This is a genomic window from Rubellimicrobium arenae, assembly GCF_017916275.1.
Classification (GTDB): domain Bacteria; phylum Pseudomonadota; class Alphaproteobacteria; order Rhodobacterales; family Rhodobacteraceae; genus Rubellimicrobium; species Rubellimicrobium arenae.
Map to the genome: position 1 here is coordinate 234,736 of NZ_JAFMST010000003.1, position 15,324 is coordinate 250,059.

Below are 15,324 nucleotides of genomic sequence, written 5' to 3' on the forward strand. Positions count from 1 at the left end.
TCTGGGGCACAGGTTCGTCTCAGCCGGCCCCGACGTCGCATCAGCAACGCCGTTCCGGCGGGGTCTGCCCGTGGGTGTCGGGAGATACCCCGATCCGTTAGGGAGTCGGCCAATCCCGCGGCCCGGGGCAAGACCGCCAAGGATCTGGCGCCCCGCGCCGCCATCCGGGCGCATCGCCGCAGTCAAGGACCACGCCCCGGCCAGCATCGCCCGCGAGCCGGGCGCCCGAGCCTCACCCGCGGACCGCCGCCTTGGGCCGAAGACCCGCCCTCAGGCCAGCGTGCCGGTTGCCGTGATCCGGGTTGCACCCCGCAGATAGGGCCACAGCGCCTCGGGAAGGGACACGGACCCATCCTCGTCCTGCCCGTTCTCGAGCACGGCGATCAGCGTGCGCCCGACCGCAAGGCCCGAGCCGTTCAGGGTATGCACGAACTGCGGCTTGCCCCCGTCCTGCGGGCGGTAGCGGGCGTTCATGCGACGGGCCTGGTAGTCCCCGCAGGTCGAAACCGAACTGATTTCGCGATACTTGTTCTGCCCCGGTAGCCAGACTTCCAGATCATGCGTGCGGCGCGCGCCCGCGCCCATGTCGCCGGCGCAAAGGACGACGGTGCGATAGGGCAGCCCAAGTCGCTCCAGCACCGTTTCCGCGCACCGGGTCATGCGGGCGTGCTCGGCGTCCGATTCCTCGGGCCGGGTCACCGAGACCATCTCCACCTTCTCGAACTGGTGCTGGCGGAGCATGCCCGATGTGTCCCGACCGGCGCTGCCGGCCTCGGATCGGAAACACTGCGTATGCGCGACGTAGCGGCGGGGCAGGTCGCCTTCGTCGAGGATGCAATCGTTCACGATGTTGGTCAGCGTCACCTCGGCCGTGGGAACCAGCCACCAGCCGTTGGTGGTCTGGTAGGAATCCTCGCCGAACTTCGGAAGCTGACCGGTCCCGACCATCATCTCGGGCTTCACGAGCACCGGTGTCCAGGTCTCGGCCAGCCCATGCTCCTCGACATGGAGGTCGAGCATGAACTGCGCGAGCGCCCGCTGGAGCCGCGCCATTGCGCCCGACAGCAGGACGAATCGGGTGCCCGAAAGCTTGGCCGCGGTCTCGAAGTCCATGCCGGGCTTCGCAGCGGGAAGATCGAAGTGCTCCCGCGGGGCGAAGGAGAACGCGCGCGGCGTGCCCCAGCGGCGGATCTCGACGTTGTCGGATTCGTCGGCGCCATCGGGCACGTCGGGGTAGGGCAGGTTGGGCACGAGCAGGAGCATGTCCTCCAGCTCGCGGTCCTTCTGCTTGGCGTCCTCCGTCAGACGCGCGACCTCGGCCTTCTTCTCGGCCACGAGGGCGCGAAGCCGCTCGAACTCGGCTTGGTCACCCCGGGCCTTGGCGGCTCCGACCTCCTTGGAGGCGCGGTTCTGGTCGGCCTGCGCTGTCTCGGCCTCCAGGATCCGGGCGCGGCGGGCCTCGTCCAGGGCCAGGATCGCCGGAGATACCGGGGACAGGCCGCGACGCGACAGGGCCGCATCAAAGGCGGCCGGATTCTCACGGATGGCGCGGATGTCGTGCATGGGCCTCGTCCCCTCGGATGGTCCGCCTCCCTATGCCGGATCGGGGAGATGGGGGGAAGGGGAGGCGCGGCGGACCGCCCCCCGCGTCCCATCGGCGCACCACCCGGCCCCTCACGCCTTGGTGCGGTGGACAAGCGGGGGGTCCGCCCCTATGTTGCCGCGACTTTTCAGGGGGGCCCTTCCCCCGTCCGCAATCCAAAGGACCGCCATGGAAGGCATCGCATCCCTCGTTCCGCTGATCCTCGTCTTCCTTATCATGTATTTCCTGCTGATCCGCCCGCAGCAGAAGAAGCTGAAGGATCACCAGGCCATGGTCGCGGCCCTGCGCCGGGGCGACCAGATCGTGACCTCGGGCGGGCTGATCGGCCGCGTCACCAAGGTCAAGGACACCGAGAACGAGATCGAGGTCGAGATCGCCCCCGGCGTGAACGTCCGCGTCGTCCGCAACACCATCCAAAGCGTGCTCAGCAAGACCGAGCCGGCGAAAGCCTGACATGATCTTCATCCCCCTTTGGCAGCGGCTGCTCGTAGCCCTGGCCACGGTGGCGGCGATCCTCCTGGCGCTGCCCAACATGTTCTATGGCCGTGTCGAGGTGGCGAACGACGCCAGGGCCTCGATCGCGCAAGGGCTGACGAGCCCCGAACTCGAAGCCGACGCTGGGCTCTGGCCGTCCTGGCTGCCCTCCGGCCTCATCAACCTGGGCCTCGACCTGCGTGGCGGGGCGCACCTTCTCGCCGAGGTGCAGGTGTCCGACGTCTACGCCTCGCGCATGGATTCGCTCTGGCCCGTGATCCGCGACGCCCTTGCGGCCGATCGTGACACCGTGGGCTTCGTGACCCGCGAGGATGGCCCCCCCTCCGAGCTTCACGTCCGCATCTCCAAGCCCGAGGGCGCCGCCCGCGCGCTCGAGATCGTGCGCGGGCTCGCCCGACCGGTGGCCAGCCTGTCGGGCGGCGGCAGCTCCGACATCGAGGTGCGGGCGCAGAACGATCTGCTGATCGTGAACCTGTCCGAGGCCGAACGCGCCGCGACGGACGACCGGACGGTGCAGCAGGCACTCGAGATCGTGCGCCGCCGGATCGACGAGGTCGGCACCCGCGAGCCCACGATCCTGCGCCAGGGGGCCGACCGCATCCTGGTCCAGGTTCCGGGCGTCGGCTCGGCGCAGGAGGTCAAGGACATCATCGGCACCACGGCGCAGCTGACCTTCCAGCCCGTGGTGCAGCGCACGTCGAACAAGGATGCCGACCCCGGCGCGGGGAACATCCTCGTGCCCTCGGTAGACGAGCCCGGGGTCTACTACATCCTCGACCGCGCCGCCGTCGTCACGGGCGAGGATCTGACCGACGCCCAGCCGACCTTTGACCAGAATGGCCGTCCGGCCGTGAGCTTCCGCTTCGATCCCCAGGGCGCGCGGGCCTTCGGCGAATACACCGGCGCCCATATCGGCGAGCCCTTCGCCATCGTGCTCGACAACGAGGTCATCTCGGCCCCGGTCATCCAGAGCGCCATTCCCGGCGGGTCCGGCATCATCACCGGCCAGTTCACGCCCGAGGAATCGACCGATCTGGCCGTTCTCCTGCGGGCCGGCGCCCTTCCGGCCGAGCTGACCTTCCTCGAGGAACGGACCATCGGTCCCGAGCTGGGCGCCGACTCGATCCAGGCCGGCAAGAACGCGGCCTATGCCGCGGCCGTGATGGTGGTCCTGTTCATGATCGCCTCCTATGGCGTCTTTGGCGCGATCGCCTGCGTGGCGCTGGCCATCAACATCGTGATGATCTTCGCCTCGCTGTCGCTTTTGGGCGCGACGCTCACGCTGCCCGGCATCGCGGGGATCGTGCTGACGATGGGGCAGGCGGTGGACGCCAACGTCCTGATCTACGAACGGATGCGGGAAGAACTGCGTCGCGGCGCCTCGCCGGTCAAGGCGGTCCAGGAAGGCTTCGACAAGGCGTTCTCCGCGATTCTGGACGCCAACGTCACCACCTTCATCATCGCCGCCATCATGTTCTTCGTCGGCACTGGTACGGTGCGCGGCTTTGCGGTGACGCTTGCCATGGGCGTGGTGACGACCATGATCACCGGCGTCTACGTGTCGCGCGTCCTGATCGCCCTCTGGTTCGCCCGGACCAGACCCAAGACCATCGTCGTGTAAGGAGGCCCTGTCATGGCATGGCGACTGCGGCTCGCGCCGGAAAAGACCAATATCGACTTCTTCCGCCTCCAGTGGATCACCTTCGGGCTGTCCGCGGTCATGATGGTGGCCTCGATCGTGCTGATCGCCACGATGGGGTTCAACTTCGGGATCGACTTCAAGGGCGGGACCACCATCCGCACCGAATCGACGGCTCCGGTGGACGTGGCCGCCTATCGCGACGCCCTCGATGGTCTCGGTCTGGGCGACGTCACTATCACCGAAGTGTTCGACCCGACCTTCCGCGCCGACCAGCACGTGGCGCAGGTGCGGATCGCCGCCCAGGAGGGGGTCGAGGCCGTGACGCCCGAAACGATCGCTACGGTCGAGAACGCCCTCAAGGCCATCGATCCGGCGATCACCTTCCCTTCGGTCGAATCCGTCGGGCCGAAGGTCTCGGGCGAACTGGTCCGCACCGCCTTCCTGTCGGTTGCGGGGGCCTGCTTCGGGATCGGACTGTACATCTGGATGCGGTTCGAATGGCAGTACTCGCTGGGGACCGTGGTCGCGCTGATCCATGACGTGCTGGTCACGGCGGGGGTCTTCTCGCTCTTCCAGCTGAAGTTCGACCTGACCATCGTGGCGGCGCTGCTGACCATCCTGGGCTATTCCGTGAACGACACGGTGGTCGTGTTCGACCGACTTCGCGAGAACCTTCTCAAGTTCAAGACGATGCCGCTCCGCGACGTGATGAACCTGTCCGTCAACGAGACGCTGGGCCGGACCCTCGTCACCAGCGGCACGACGCTGCTCGCGCTCATTCCGCTGCTGATCTTCGGCGGCGACGTGATCCGTGGCTTCATCTTCGCGATGACCTTCGGCGTGTTCATCGGCACCTACTCCTCGGTCTATGTCGCCAAGAACATCGTGCTCTGGATCGGCCTGCCGCGCGGCGAACAGGCGAAGAAGGTTTCGAGCAATAAATTCGCCGACATCGACGCCTGAGACCATGCAGTTCGACGAGATGCGATTTCCCGATGCCTTGCCCGTGGACAGCTACGGGCCCGGTTTCTTCCGCGTGGGCGGACAGGTGATCCAGGGGGCGCTGCTGATCCTGCCGGACTCGGGCGTCCGGACCTGGCGCGGCTTCGAGGACACGGCCCTGATCCTCGCCGAGGGCAAGCGGCTCGATGTCCTGTTCGTCGGGATGGGGGCCGAGATGGCCTACCTTCCGGTCGGCTTTCGGGCGGTCGTCGAGGATGCCGGGATCGCCGTGGAGCCGATGCCCACCCCCGCCGCCTGCCGGACCTACAACGTCCTGCTGTCCGAAGGTCGGCGCGTCGGAATCGCGCTGAACCCGGTGTGACGCTTCGGGTCCAGGGACTCGCCGTCGCCCGGGGCGGGGTGCCTGTCCTGACGGATCTCGGTTTCACCGTCGACCCCGGCCATGCTCTTGTGCTGCGTGGACCGAACGGCGCAGGGAAGACCACGCTGCTGCGCGTCCTGGCGGGCCTGGCGCCGCCGCTGGCGGGGCGGATCGACCTGCCACCCGAAAGCGCCGCTTATGCAAGCCACGCCGACGGCATCAAGGCCACCCTCTCGGTCACCGAGAATCTGCGCTTCTGGGCCGCACTGTATGGCCGCCCCTGGGCCGATCAGGTGCTGGACGACTTCGACCTGCGAACGCTCAAGGATCGTCCGGCCGGAACCCTGTCGGCGGGGCAGTCGCGGCGGCTCGGCCTGGCCCGGCTGGGCGTGATCGGGCGGCAGGTTCTGCTGCTGGACGAGCCGACCGTCTCGCTCGATGCCGCATCGGTGGCTCGGTTTGCCGCCTGGCTGCGGGAGCGCCATCTCGGCAGAGGTGGGATCGCCGTGATCGCGACGCATGTTCCCCTGGGCCTCGACGCGCCCGAGCTTGACCTGGCGTGGTTTCGCGCCGATCCGGCGGCGGTCAGCCATGGCACGGACGCCGCGTTCCTATGACGACCGGGTGTGACAGCCTCAGGCGGTGGGTCGAAGGGCGCCACGACGTGCCTGGACCTGGCCGAAGCGGGACGGACCGATGAAGGCTCTCCTGCTCCGCGATCTCCGTCTGGCCATCCGGGCCGGGGGCGGGTTCGGACTCTCCCTGGCGTTCTTCCTGATCGTGGTGGTCCTGGTCCCGTTCGGCGTCGGGCCTGAGTCGGACATCCTGTCCCGGATCGGCCCAGGCATCCTGTGGGTGGCGGCGCTGCTCGCCACGCTCCTGTCGCTCGACCGCCAGTTCGCCCTGGACCACGAGGATGGGGCCCTGCCGCTGATCGCGACCTCGCCCCTGCCTCTCGAGGCGGTGGCCCTGGCCAAGGCCCTGGCGCACTGGCTGACCACCGGGCTGCCGCTCACCCTGGCTGCGGCGCCCCTGGGCGTGCTGCTGAACCTCGACCCGGCGGCCTATCCCTGGATCGTGCTCACCCTTGGGCTGGGGACGCCGGCCCTGTCGGTGATCGGCACGTTCGGGGCGGCCCTCACCGTGGGCATCCGGCGCGGTGGCCTTCTTCTGTCGCTCCTGGTCCTGCCCCTCTACGTGCCGACCCTCATCTTCGGGGCCGAGGCCGCGCGGCGCGGCGCCCAGGGCCTGGAGGTCGCCACGCCCCTGCTGATGCTGGCCGGCATCACGGCCGGGAGCCTCGCGCTGCTGCCCTTCGCCGCAGGCGGGGTGCTGAGGATCAACCTACGCTGATCAGGCATTGAGGCGAGGGCCGTCAGTGATTATTGGAACGGCCATGTCGATCTGGGAATACGCCAACCCCAAGAAGTTCATCGCCACGACGACCCCGGTGATTCCGTGGGCCTTCGGCGGGGCGATGCTGTGCCTTCTGGTCGGGCTGGTCTGGGGCTTCTTCCTGACGCCGCAGGCCGATCGCTTCGGCTCGACGGTCAAGATCATCTACGTCCACGTGCCGTCGGCCATGATGGCCATCAACGCCTGGGCGATGATGCTCGTGGCCTCGCTGATCTGGCTGATCCGCCGCCATCACGTCAGCGCCTTGGCCGCCAAGGCCGCGGCCCCGGTCGGGATGACCATGACGCTGATCGCCCTGTTCACCGGCGCGGTCTGGGGGCAGCCGATGTGGGGGACATGGTGGGCCTGGGATCCGCGCCTGACCTCCTTCCTGATCCTGTTCCTCTTCTATCTGGGCTACATCGCGCTGTGGGAGGCGATCCCGGACCCGGATCAGGCCGCGGACCTGACCTCGGTCCTGTGCCTCGTGGGCTCCGTCTTCGCGATCCTGTCCCGCTATGCGGTCCTGTTCTGGAACCAGGGGCTCCACCAGGGGGCCACCCTGTCGCTCGACGCCAAGGAGAACATCTCCGACGTATACTGGTTTCCGCTGCTGGTCTGCCTCGCGGGCTTCATCCTGCTGTTCGTGGCGCTGGTCCTGATGCGCACGGGCACCGAGATCCGGGTCCGCCGTCTGCGCGCGCTGGAGCGGCAGGCGCAAAGGGCGCTCGCATGATGCCGGAACTGGGAAAGTACGCCGTCACGGTCTTGTCGGCCTATGGGGTCACGCTGGTGCTCCTTTTGGGCCTCACGGGGCTGAGCTGGCGGCGCTGGCGGCGGCTCAAGGCCGAGATGGACCGGATCGAGCGAGGTCGCGATGGCTAGGATCTCGCCCCTTGTCCTGATTCCGCCCGTCATCTTCGCCGCGATGGCTGGCCTTTTCGCCGCGGGGATGCTCAGCGGCAGCGGCGAGCAGGAGCTGCCGTCTGCGCTCGTGGGGCAACCGGCACCCGGCCTCTCGGGCGCGCCCTTGCCCGGGCTGACGCCGCTCGATGCATCGGTGCTGGCCGATGGACAGGTGAAGCTCGTCAACTTCTTCGCGTCCTGGTGCGCGCCCTGCCGCGTCGAGGCGCCGAACCTCGATGCCCTCGCCCAGGAGGGGATTCCCATATACGGGATCGCCTACAAGGACGATCCGGACCACTCGGTTGCCTTCCTCAACGAACTGGGCGACCCCTATGCCGCCGTGGGACAGGATCCGGACGGACGGCTCGCGGTCGACTGGGGGGTCTACGGGGTCCCCGAAACCTTCGTCGTCGCGGGGGACGGAACCGTCGTCGCGCGCATGGCCAACCCATTGACCCCCGACATCATCGAATCGCGCTTGCGCCCGGCTTTGGCCGAGGCGGAAAGGAACGAATGACGCGCCTGTCCTGCTTCAAGAGCTATGACGTCCGGGGCCGGCTGGGCGTCGATCTGGACGACGCGCTGATGTACCGGATCGGCCGGGCCTACGCGCAGGTGACGCGGGCGCAGACCGTGGTGACCGGGCGCGACGTTCGCCCGACAAGCCCGTCGCTGCAGGCTGCGCTGGTCGAGGGTCTGCGGGACGAAGGGACGAACGTGCTCGATCTCGGCCTTTGCGGGACCGAGGAGGTCTATTTCGGCACGGCGCATACCGGCGCAGGCGGAGGGCTGATGGTCACCGCCTCGCACAATCCGATCGACTACAACGGGCTCAAGATCGTGCGCGAAGGGGCGCGCCCGATTGCCTGGGAGTCGGGTCTCAAGGAGATCCACGACCTCGTGGTCGCCGACAGCTTCGGCGCGCCGGGCGGGAAGGGCACCTGGGCCGGCCTGGACCTTCGGCCCTCCTACGCGGGACACGTGGCGTCCTACCTCGACCCCGAGGGCCTGCGGCCCCTTCGCATCCTGGTGAACGCGGGGCACGGCGCGGCGGGACCGACCTTCGACGCCATCGCCGCGCAACTCGCCGAACGGGGCGTGCCCTTCGACTTCGTGCGCTTCGACCACGAGCCCGACCCGACCTTCCCGCAAGGCATCCCGAATCCCCTCCTGCCCGAGAACCGGGCCCGGTCCGAACAGGCCGTGCGCGAGGCGGGCGCGGATATGGGGGTCGTCTGGGACGGCGATTTCGACCGCTGCTTCCTGTTCGACGAAAAGGGGGGCTTCATCGATGGCGAATACGTGGTCGCCCTGTTGGCCAAGGCCTTCCTGGCCAAGGAGCCGGGCGCCCCGATCGTCCACGAGCCTCGGGTGGTCTGGGCCACGCAGGCCATGATCGCCGAGGCCGGTGGCCGGTCGATCATCTGCCGCACCGGGCACGCCCATCTCAAGGCCGCGCTGCGCGAGCATGACGCCCCCTATGGGGGGGAGATGTCGGCGCACCATTACTTCCGCGACTTCGCCTATTGCGATTCCGGGATGATCCCCTGGCTGCTCGTGGCCGGGCTGCTGGCGCGGCAGGACAAGCCGCTCTCGGCTCTGGTCGATGACCTGCGGACCCGGTTTCCGTCGTCGGGTGAGATCAACTTCGCCATCGACGACCCGGCTGCGGCCATTGCGCGCTTCGAGGCGGCCTACGGCCCCACGGCGGTCTCGGCCGATCGTCTCGACGGCCTGTCGCTCGACATGGGAGACTGGCGTGCGAATGTCCGTATGTCGAACACCGAGTCGCTCCTGAGGCTCAACATCGAAACCCGGGGCGATCGCACTTTGCTGGACCGCAAGGTGTTGGAGATCAGCGCGCTGCTGTCGGGTCAGTGATCCTGTCGGGTCGCACCCGGCTGCCATGGCTCCGGGGCCTCTGGCCATCTCTCGTTCCAAACGCTTGACGGGATCGCGCCCGCGACACGGATTCCGTGTTGCTGGCTCTCATCAGGAACCCGGGCGGGGCGTTCTGAGGCGTGTGACGGGCATCGCGGCCCGCGCCAAAGGCTGACCAAGAACCGCGATCCGCCCGCTTTCGATCGCCGCCCGGCCTGGTTGCTGACCCGACGCCCGCGCCAGATCTTTGCCGCTGCACGGCAGCGAGGGCCTGCTCTGCACGACAGCCAGCAGCAGCCGTCACCATGCGCCGGACATGGAATGGGCGCCGTCAGCGGCGGCGCCCATCGACCTGAACCTCTGGGAAAGCCCGAGCTCAGGCCGCCCGAGCCAGGTTCCGCAGCACGTAGTGCAGCACGCCGCCGTTCTCGACGTATTCGATCTCGACGGCCGTATCGATCCGGCACCGCAGGGTGAGATCGCGGCGCGTGCCGTCGGCGTACTCGATGATCGCCGGCACCAGCATCCGCGGCGTCACGGATTCCAGTCCGCCGATCGACACCTTCTCGTCGCCCTTCAGGTTCAGATCCTTGCGGGTCAGGCCCTCGGTGAACTCGAACGGGATGACCCCCATGCCCACGAGGTTCGAACGGTGGATGCGCTCGAAGGACTCGGCGATGACCGCCTTCACGCCCAGCAGCGCCGTGCCCTTGGCCGCCCAGTCGCGGGACGAGCCTGCGCCGTACTCCTGCCCGGCAAAGATCACCAGCGGCGTCCCGGCCTGCTGGTAGGCCATCGCCGCGTCGTAGATCGAGGTCTGCTGCCCATCAGGGCCAAGGGTGTAGCCTCCCTCGACGCCGTCCAGCATCTCGTTGCGGATGCGGATGTTCGCGAACGTTCCGCGCATCATGACTTCGTGGTTCCCGCGGCGCGAGCCGTAGGAGTTGAACTCGCGCACCGGCACCTGACGCTCGACCAGGTAGCGGCCGGCCGGGGTGGATTCCTTGAAGGACCCGGCAGGCGAGATGTGGTCGGTGGTCACCATGTCGCCCAGGATCGCGAGTGTGCGGGCCTGGAGGATGTTGCCGATGGTGCCCTTCTCGCGCCCCATGCCGCTGAAATAGGGCGGGTTCTGGATGTAGGTCGAGGTCGGCGGCCAGTCGTAGGTTTCCCCGCCCGAGACCTCGACGGCCTGCCAGCGGTGGTCGCCCTTGAAGACGTCGGCGTACTTGGACTGGAACGCCTCGCGGGTCACCGTCCGCTCCACCAGTTCGGCGATCTCGGCCTGGCTGGGCCAGAGGTCGGCGAGGAAGACGTCGCGGCCGTCCGGCGTCTGGGCGATCGGGTCCTTGCTCACGTCGATGTCCATGTCGCCCGCCAGCGCATAGACGACCACCAGCGGCGGCGAGGCGAGGTAGTTGGCCCGCACGTCCGGCGAGATGCGCCCTTCGAAGTTGCGGTTGCCCGACAGCACCGACACCGCCACGAGGTCGTTCGACTGGATCGCGTCGGAAATCTCGGGCTGGAGAGGGCCGGAGTTGCCGATGCAGGTCGTGCAGCCGTAGCCCACGAGGTTGAAGCCGATGGCATCGAGGTCCTCCTGCAGGCCCGCCGCCTCAAGGTAGGCGGACACCACCTGCGACCCGGGAGCGAGCGAGGTCTTGACCCAGGGCTTGCGGGTGAGGCCCAGGGCCCGCGCCTTCCGCGCCACGAGCCCCGCGCCGATCATCACATAGGGGTTCGAGGTGTTGGTGCAGGAGGTGATGGAGGCGATCACGACCGAGCCGTCGCCGATCGTGTAGTCCTGCCCCGCGACGGCGACCTCCTGCTTGGGCTCGGCGCCCTTGCGGTAGTCGGCCACGACCTTGAAGAAGCTCTCCGAAGCCTGGTCCAGCGGCGTGTGGTCCTGCGGGCGCTTGGGGCCCGAGATCGCGGGCACCACGTCGCCCATGTCGAGCTCGAGCGTCGAGGTGTAGATCGGCTCGTAGTCGGCGCCGCGCCAGAAGCCGTTCTCCTTGGCATAGGCCTCGACCAGCGCGATCCGCGATTCGTCGCGGCCGGTCATGTGCAGGTAGCGCAGCGTTTCCTGGTCGATCGGGAAGAAGCCGCAGGTCGCGCCGTATTCCGGGGCCATGTTGCCGATGGTCGCCCGGTCGGCGAGCGGCAGGTGGTCGAGGCCTTCGCCGTAGAACTCCACGAACTTGCCGACCACGCCATGCTTGCGGAGCATCTGCACGACCTTGAGCACGAGGTCGGTGGCCGTGGTCCCTTCACGGAGCTTGCCGGTCAGCTTGAAGCCCACGACCTCGGGGATCAGCATGGAGACGGGCTGGCCCAGCATCGCGGCCTCGGCCTCGATGCCGCCCACGCCCCAGCCCAGCACGGCGGCGCCGTTCACCATCGTCGTGTGCGAGTCGGTCCCCACGAGCGTATCGGGGTAGGCGACCGTCTCACCGTTCTGGTCGGTGTCGGTCCAGACGACCTGCGCGAGGTATTCGAGGTTCACCTGGTGGCAGATCCCGGTCCCGGGCGGCACCACGCGGAAGTTGTTGAAGGCGGTCTGCCCCCACTTGAGGAACTGGTAACGCTCCAGGTTCCGCTCGTACTCCCGGTCCACGTTCATCTGGAAGGCGCGGGGGTTGCCGAACTCGTCGATCATGACCGAATGGTCGATGACGAGGTCCACGGGGTTCAGCGGGTTGATCTTCTGCGCGTCGCCGCCCAGGCCCTTGATGCCGTCGCGCATGGCGGCCAGGTCCACCACGGCCGGAACGCCGGTGAAGTCCTGCATCAGCACGCGGGCCGGCCGGTAGTTGATCTCGCGCGAGGAGGTGCCGCCGTTCTGCGCCCATTCGCCGAACGCCTTGATGTCGTCCACCGAGACCGAGAAGCCCCCGTCCTCGAACCGCAGCAGGTTCTCCAGCACGACCTTGAGAGCGGCGGGCAGGCGGGAGAACTGGCCCAGACCCGCAGCCTCGGCCGCCGGGATGGAGTAATAGGCGTAGCTTTGTCCTCCGACGGTCAGCGTGCGACGCACGCCGGCGCTGTCTTGGCCTGCTATGATGGTCATGGGGCGAATCCTTCTGGGCTGGCGGATACCATATAGGCATCGCTGACGCGGGTTTGTATACCATTGCACACCGGCGGGGGGAACCCCCTCCCCGTGGCGCCCGGGTCGCAGGCGGGGCGTCAACAAAGGTTGCGCGCCGGGCTCTCGCAATTCATTGATTGGCGCGGCGCAGGGCCCTCCCGTAAGCCCGAGGCGCACCACCCAGAGGGCAGGCGGACCCCCAATGCGACTACTCCCGGCGACGTGCCTCGCCCTCGCGACGACCTTGGCACCGAGCCTCACCTCTGCCGAAGCCAAGCTTCCCGTGGTGGTGGAACTCTTCACCTCGCAGGGCTGTTCCTCGTGCCCGCCGGCGGACACCCTTCTGGCCGAGATCTCCCGCATGGACGGGGTGATCGCCCTGTCGCTCCATGTGGATTACTGGGATTACATCGGCTGGCCGGACAGCTTCGCCTCGCCGGTGCACTCCGCCCGGCAGGAGGCCTACGCCCGCACGGTCGGGGAACGGATGGTCTACACGCCGCAGATCGTCATCAACGGCGAAGACCGGATGGTCGGCGGCGACACGATGGGCGTCATGGCCAAGCTGCACGCCCATGCCGACGGCACGACCCCGATCGACCTGCAGGTGACCCGCGACGGCGACACCCTGAAGATCGAGGCCGGTCCCGTGCCGCTGCCCAAGCCGCTCGATGTCCAGGTGGTCCGCTACCGTCCCAAGGACGAGGTCGCGATCACCGGGGGCGAGAATGCGGGCCTGGTGATGGACTACCATAACATCGTGACATCCTGGCGCTCGGTGGCCTCCTGGACGGGGGCCGAGCCGCTGTCCCTCGACGTGCCCGTCGAAGGGGATGAGCCCGCCGTGGTGCTCCTCCAGGAGCCTGGCCCGGGACGCATCCGCGCCGCCGTGCAGATCGACGATTAGGTCCGGATGCGCTTCCAGCGGCGGTGGACCCAGAACCACTGGCCGGGATGGGCGTTGACCCGCGCCTCGAGCCGGCGGGTCGCCTCCTCCATCATCGCGATCGGGGTTCCATGGACGATGGGATCCTCCAGCGCGATCTCGAAGCCCAGTCCGTCCGGCTGGCGTATCCCCCAATAGGGCAGCAGCAGCGCGTCGTAGCGCAGCGCAAGGTCGGCGGCCGTGGTCGCCGTCATCGCCGGCCGCCCGAGAAAGGGGATCGCCACGCCATCATAGGCGTGGAGGTCGAACAGGATCGTCGCCATGCCGCCCCCGGCGATATGGCGGACGAAGCCCAGCGTCCCCCGCCGCCCCTTGGGAAAGATCGGCCCCGATACCTCGGCCATGGTCGCGGCGTAATGGGCATTCACGAGGGCGTTGTCCATCTCGCGGTAAAGCCCGCCGATCCGGTAGCCCAGCCGGGTAAGCACCTGGCGCGGCGCCTCATGGTTTCCGAAATGCCCGGTCACGAAGATCACCGGACGCCCCTGGGCGCGCGCCTCTGCCAGATGGGGCAGGCCACCGCCGGTCGGCGTCACCGTCGCAAGACGGTCCCCGAACTCGCGCCAGGAATAGTTCTCGATCAGGGTGCGGCCGACGTTGTCCAGAACCTCCCGCGTCACGGCGCGACGGCGGTCCTCGGGCCAGTCGGCATGGATCCGGGCAAGGTTGGCGAGGGCGCGACGTCGGTAGCCGGCCAGCGGCCCAAGCACGTTCCGCGTCAGCGTCCCCATGGCTGCGACGCGCCGGTCGTAGGGCAGGGCCATGACCGAGCCGATGAGACCGCGCAGGCCGAGATCGACCGCGCGGTCGGCAAGGCTCCCCTGTGGGGCGGCGGGCGTGTCGGAGCGTTCGGGCATCGGATCCTGCCAGGACTATGCCCGCCCCTTAGAGCCCGGGGCCGGAACTTCCAAGACCGCCCCGCGGCGGGCGCCCTCGGGCCAGGACCGCGCTCAGGGCTTCCCGGCCGCCGCCTGTGCGTCCTCCGGGTCGACGAGTTCGATCTCGCCCAGGGCCGCCCGGTCCCGGACGGTGTTGACGATGGCGGCCTGCGCGGACTCGGCGTCGACCGGCTTGATCCGCTCCAGCGTCGCCATCTCCTCCCGGATCGTATCCGCCAGACGCTGCGGCAGGCTTTCCAGCAGGAACTCGGCGGCTTCCATCTCGTCCGCCTTGCCGCTCCGCTCGGCGGCGGCCAGCGCGATGGCCGCGACCCGAGGCTCGACGAGGCGCAACAGGCGGGGGACGTCGGCCGCCTTGACCCGTCGGGGCAGGTGCGTGAACGTGAAGATCGCGCGCCGCACCTCGGCCGCGAAATCCTTGTCGGCCACCTCGAGGCCGCCCAGCACATCCTCGCGGGTGGCCGGGGGCGAACTGTTGAGAATGGCGCCCAGACGCTCGCCCGCGGGTTGCGGAAAGGCCGAGGCCGGGGTCATGCAATACTCCTCGGCCAGGGCGCGCCCGATCCGCAGGACCGCCTCGGGAGAGATCCTGCTCGTGCGGGAGACGGCAAAGGTGATGCGACGGGCCTGCTCCCCCGGGAGCTTGCCCAGCACCTCGGCCGCCTTGGGGACGGGAAGCTTGGACAGGGCGACCGCCGCGACCTCGACGCTTTCCCGCGCCAAAAGGCGCGCCAGTTCCGTGAGGCCAAGGGCCGCCACCGCCCCCCAGGGGTCCGATCCGTTGCGCAACGCCGCCTCGGCCTTCAGCCGCGCCACGGCGCCCGGGCTGATATGGCTGGACAGGGCATCCAGGGCAGCGTCCTCACCCCCGGGCACCGCAAGGCCCACGCCCTCCAGCTCATCCGCGAACTCCGAGATCACGGCGTCCAGCGTGGTGCGGTCGACGACGTTCAGCCGCGCCATCTCACGCGTGAGCTCGACCTGCGTGTCCTCGGGCAGGTTGGCCAGCGGCGGGCGCTGGCCGTCCGCCAGGAGGAATCGCACGATGATGGCCGCCTTGCGCCGCTGATCCAGCCGCGCGGAGTCGAAAGCGAAGGTCATGAAGGGCATCCTGGCGCGTTGACCCCGTCAGGATGCGGCGG

General features: G+C 68.6%; 15 protein-coding genes. 11 read left to right on the plus strand and 4 right to left on the minus strand.

The window, feature by feature from the left end:
* Positions 1 to 270: 270 nt before the first annotated feature.
* The gene (serS, locus tag J3P31_RS05880; RefSeq protein WP_210527476.1) at positions 271 to 1,563 is read right to left on the minus strand and encodes a serine--tRNA ligase; all 1,293 of its coding nucleotides are present in this window, start codon (positions 1,561 to 1,563) and stop codon (positions 271 to 273) included.
* A 208-nt stretch (positions 1,564 to 1,771) separates the two neighbouring features.
* Between serS and yajC the strand changes: the two genes are divergently transcribed.
* From yajC to J3P31_RS05930, 10 genes are all read left to right on the plus strand, one after another.
* Positions 1,772 to 2,056 (plus strand): preprotein translocase subunit YajC, encoded by a 285-nt coding sequence (yajC, locus tag J3P31_RS05885; protein WP_210527477.1) that lies wholly within the window; start codon positions 1,772 to 1,774, stop codon positions 2,054 to 2,056.
* Position 2,057: 1 nt separating this feature from the next.
* On the plus strand, positions 2,058 to 3,719 hold the full coding sequence (secD, locus tag J3P31_RS05890; protein ID WP_210527478.1) for a protein translocase subunit SecD: 1,662 nt from the start codon (positions 2,058 to 2,060) through the stop codon (positions 3,717 to 3,719).
* A gap of 12 nt (positions 3,720 to 3,731) precedes the next feature.
* The gene (gene secF / locus J3P31_RS05895; protein WP_210527479.1) at positions 3,732 to 4,703 is read left to right on the plus strand and encodes a protein translocase subunit SecF; all 972 of its coding nucleotides are present in this window, start codon (positions 3,732 to 3,734) and stop codon (positions 4,701 to 4,703) included.
* A gap of 4 nt (positions 4,704 to 4,707) precedes the next feature.
* The gene (locus tag J3P31_RS05900) at positions 4,708 to 5,064 is read left to right on the plus strand and encodes an Mth938-like domain-containing protein (RefSeq protein WP_210527480.1); all 357 of its coding nucleotides are present in this window, start codon (positions 4,708 to 4,710) and stop codon (positions 5,062 to 5,064) included.
* Positions 5,061 to 5,681, plus strand: a complete 621-nt coding sequence (gene ccmA, locus J3P31_RS05905) for a heme ABC exporter ATP-binding protein CcmA (protein WP_210527481.1) — start codon at positions 5,061 to 5,063, stop codon at positions 5,679 to 5,681. Before J3P31_RS05900 ends, ccmA begins: the two co-directional genes overlap by 4 nt.
* A gap of 79 nt (positions 5,682 to 5,760) precedes the next feature.
* The gene (ccmB, locus tag J3P31_RS05910; protein ID WP_210527482.1) at positions 5,761 to 6,417 is read left to right on the plus strand and encodes a heme exporter protein CcmB; all 657 of its coding nucleotides are present in this window, start codon (positions 5,761 to 5,763) and stop codon (positions 6,415 to 6,417) included.
* 43 nt (positions 6,418 to 6,460) lie between these two features.
* Positions 6,461 to 7,195: a heme ABC transporter permease gene (locus J3P31_RS05915; RefSeq protein ID WP_210527483.1), complete on the plus strand. Its 735-nt coding sequence runs from the start codon at positions 6,461 to 6,463 to the stop codon at positions 7,193 to 7,195.
* Positions 7,192 to 7,344 carry a heme exporter protein CcmD gene (gene ccmD / locus J3P31_RS05920; protein WP_368373026.1) on the plus strand — a complete coding sequence of 51 codons (153 nt, stop codon included), beginning with the start codon at positions 7,192 to 7,194 and terminating at the stop codon, positions 7,342 to 7,344. Before J3P31_RS05915 ends, ccmD begins: the two co-directional genes overlap by 4 nt.
* A complete protein-coding gene (locus J3P31_RS05925; protein ID WP_210527484.1) occupies positions 7,337 to 7,882 on the plus strand; it encodes a DsbE family thiol:disulfide interchange protein in 546 nt (181 codons plus the stop codon). Before ccmD ends, J3P31_RS05925 begins: the two co-directional genes overlap by 8 nt.
* Complete coding sequence (locus J3P31_RS05930) at positions 7,879 to 9,246, plus strand: phosphohexomutase domain-containing protein (protein ID WP_210527485.1); 1,368 nt, start codon at positions 7,879 to 7,881, stop codon at positions 9,244 to 9,246. The genes J3P31_RS05925 and J3P31_RS05930 overlap by 4 nt, the downstream gene beginning before the upstream one ends.
* Positions 9,247 to 9,622: 376 nt before the next feature.
* Here J3P31_RS05930 and acnA read toward each other — a convergent pair whose 3' ends face one another.
* Positions 9,623 to 12,316 carry an aconitate hydratase AcnA gene (acnA, locus tag J3P31_RS05935; protein ID WP_246849307.1) on the minus strand — a complete coding sequence of 898 codons (2,694 nt, stop codon included), beginning with the start codon at positions 12,314 to 12,316 and terminating at the stop codon, positions 9,623 to 9,625.
* Between the two features lie 223 nt (positions 12,317 to 12,539).
* Between acnA and J3P31_RS05940 the strand changes: the two genes are divergently transcribed.
* On the plus strand, positions 12,540 to 13,244 hold the full coding sequence (locus J3P31_RS05940) for a DUF1223 domain-containing protein (RefSeq protein ID WP_210527486.1): 705 nt from the start codon (positions 12,540 to 12,542) through the stop codon (positions 13,242 to 13,244).
* Here the strand turns inward: J3P31_RS05940 and J3P31_RS05945 are convergent.
* Positions 13,241 to 14,140 (minus strand): lysophospholipid acyltransferase family protein, encoded by a 900-nt coding sequence (locus tag J3P31_RS05945; protein WP_210527487.1) that lies wholly within the window; start codon positions 14,138 to 14,140, stop codon positions 13,241 to 13,243. The genes J3P31_RS05940 and J3P31_RS05945 overlap by 4 nt on opposite strands.
* Before the next feature lie 93 nt (positions 14,141 to 14,233).
* Positions 14,234 to 15,283, minus strand: coding sequence for a FliG C-terminal domain-containing protein (locus tag J3P31_RS05950; protein ID WP_246849306.1), 1,050 nt, complete (start codon positions 15,281 to 15,283; stop codon positions 14,234 to 14,236).
* Between the last annotated feature and the right edge of the window lie 41 nt (positions 15,284 to 15,324).

What these genes read in the sequence shown, in the direction of transcription:
- acnA (WP_246849307.1), bottom strand. Translation starts at nt 12,316, where the DNA reads ATGACCATCATAGCAGGCCAAGACAGCGCCGGCGTGCGTCGCACGCTG.
- J3P31_RS05950 (WP_246849306.1), bottom strand. Translation starts at nt 15,283, where the DNA reads ATGACCTTCGCTTTCGACTCCGCGCGGCTGGATCAGCGGCGCAAGGCG.
- J3P31_RS05900 (WP_210527480.1), top strand. Translation starts at nt 4,708, where the DNA reads ATGCAGTTCGACGAGATGCGATTTCCCGATGCCTTGCCCGTGGACAGC.
- secD (WP_210527478.1), top strand. Translation starts at nt 2,058, where the DNA reads ATGATCTTCATCCCCCTTTGGCAGCGGCTGCTCGTAGCCCTGGCCACG.
- serS (WP_210527476.1), bottom strand. Translation starts at nt 1,563, where the DNA reads ATGCACGACATCCGCGCCATCCGTGAGAATCCGGCCGCCTTTGATGCG.
- yajC (WP_210527477.1), top strand. Translation starts at nt 1,772, where the DNA reads ATGGAAGGCATCGCATCCCTCGTTCCGCTGATCCTCGTCTTCCTTATC.
- J3P31_RS05915 (WP_210527483.1), top strand. Translation starts at nt 6,461, where the DNA reads ATGTCGATCTGGGAATACGCCAACCCCAAGAAGTTCATCGCCACGACG.
- ccmD (WP_368373026.1), top strand. Translation starts at nt 7,192, where the DNA reads ATGATGCCGGAACTGGGAAAGTACGCCGTCACGGTCTTGTCGGCCTAT.
- ccmB (WP_210527482.1), top strand. Translation starts at nt 5,761, where the DNA reads ATGAAGGCTCTCCTGCTCCGCGATCTCCGTCTGGCCATCCGGGCCGGG.
- secF (WP_210527479.1), top strand. Translation starts at nt 3,732, where the DNA reads ATGGCATGGCGACTGCGGCTCGCGCCGGAAAAGACCAATATCGACTTC.
- J3P31_RS05945 (WP_210527487.1), bottom strand. Translation starts at nt 14,140, where the DNA reads ATGCCCGAACGCTCCGACACGCCCGCCGCCCCACAGGGGAGCCTTGCC.
- J3P31_RS05925 (WP_210527484.1), top strand. Translation starts at nt 7,337, where the DNA reads ATGGCTAGGATCTCGCCCCTTGTCCTGATTCCGCCCGTCATCTTCGCC.
- J3P31_RS05940 (WP_210527486.1), top strand. Translation starts at nt 12,540, where the DNA reads ATGCGACTACTCCCGGCGACGTGCCTCGCCCTCGCGACGACCTTGGCA.
- J3P31_RS05930 (WP_210527485.1), top strand. Translation starts at nt 7,879, where the DNA reads ATGACGCGCCTGTCCTGCTTCAAGAGCTATGACGTCCGGGGCCGGCTG.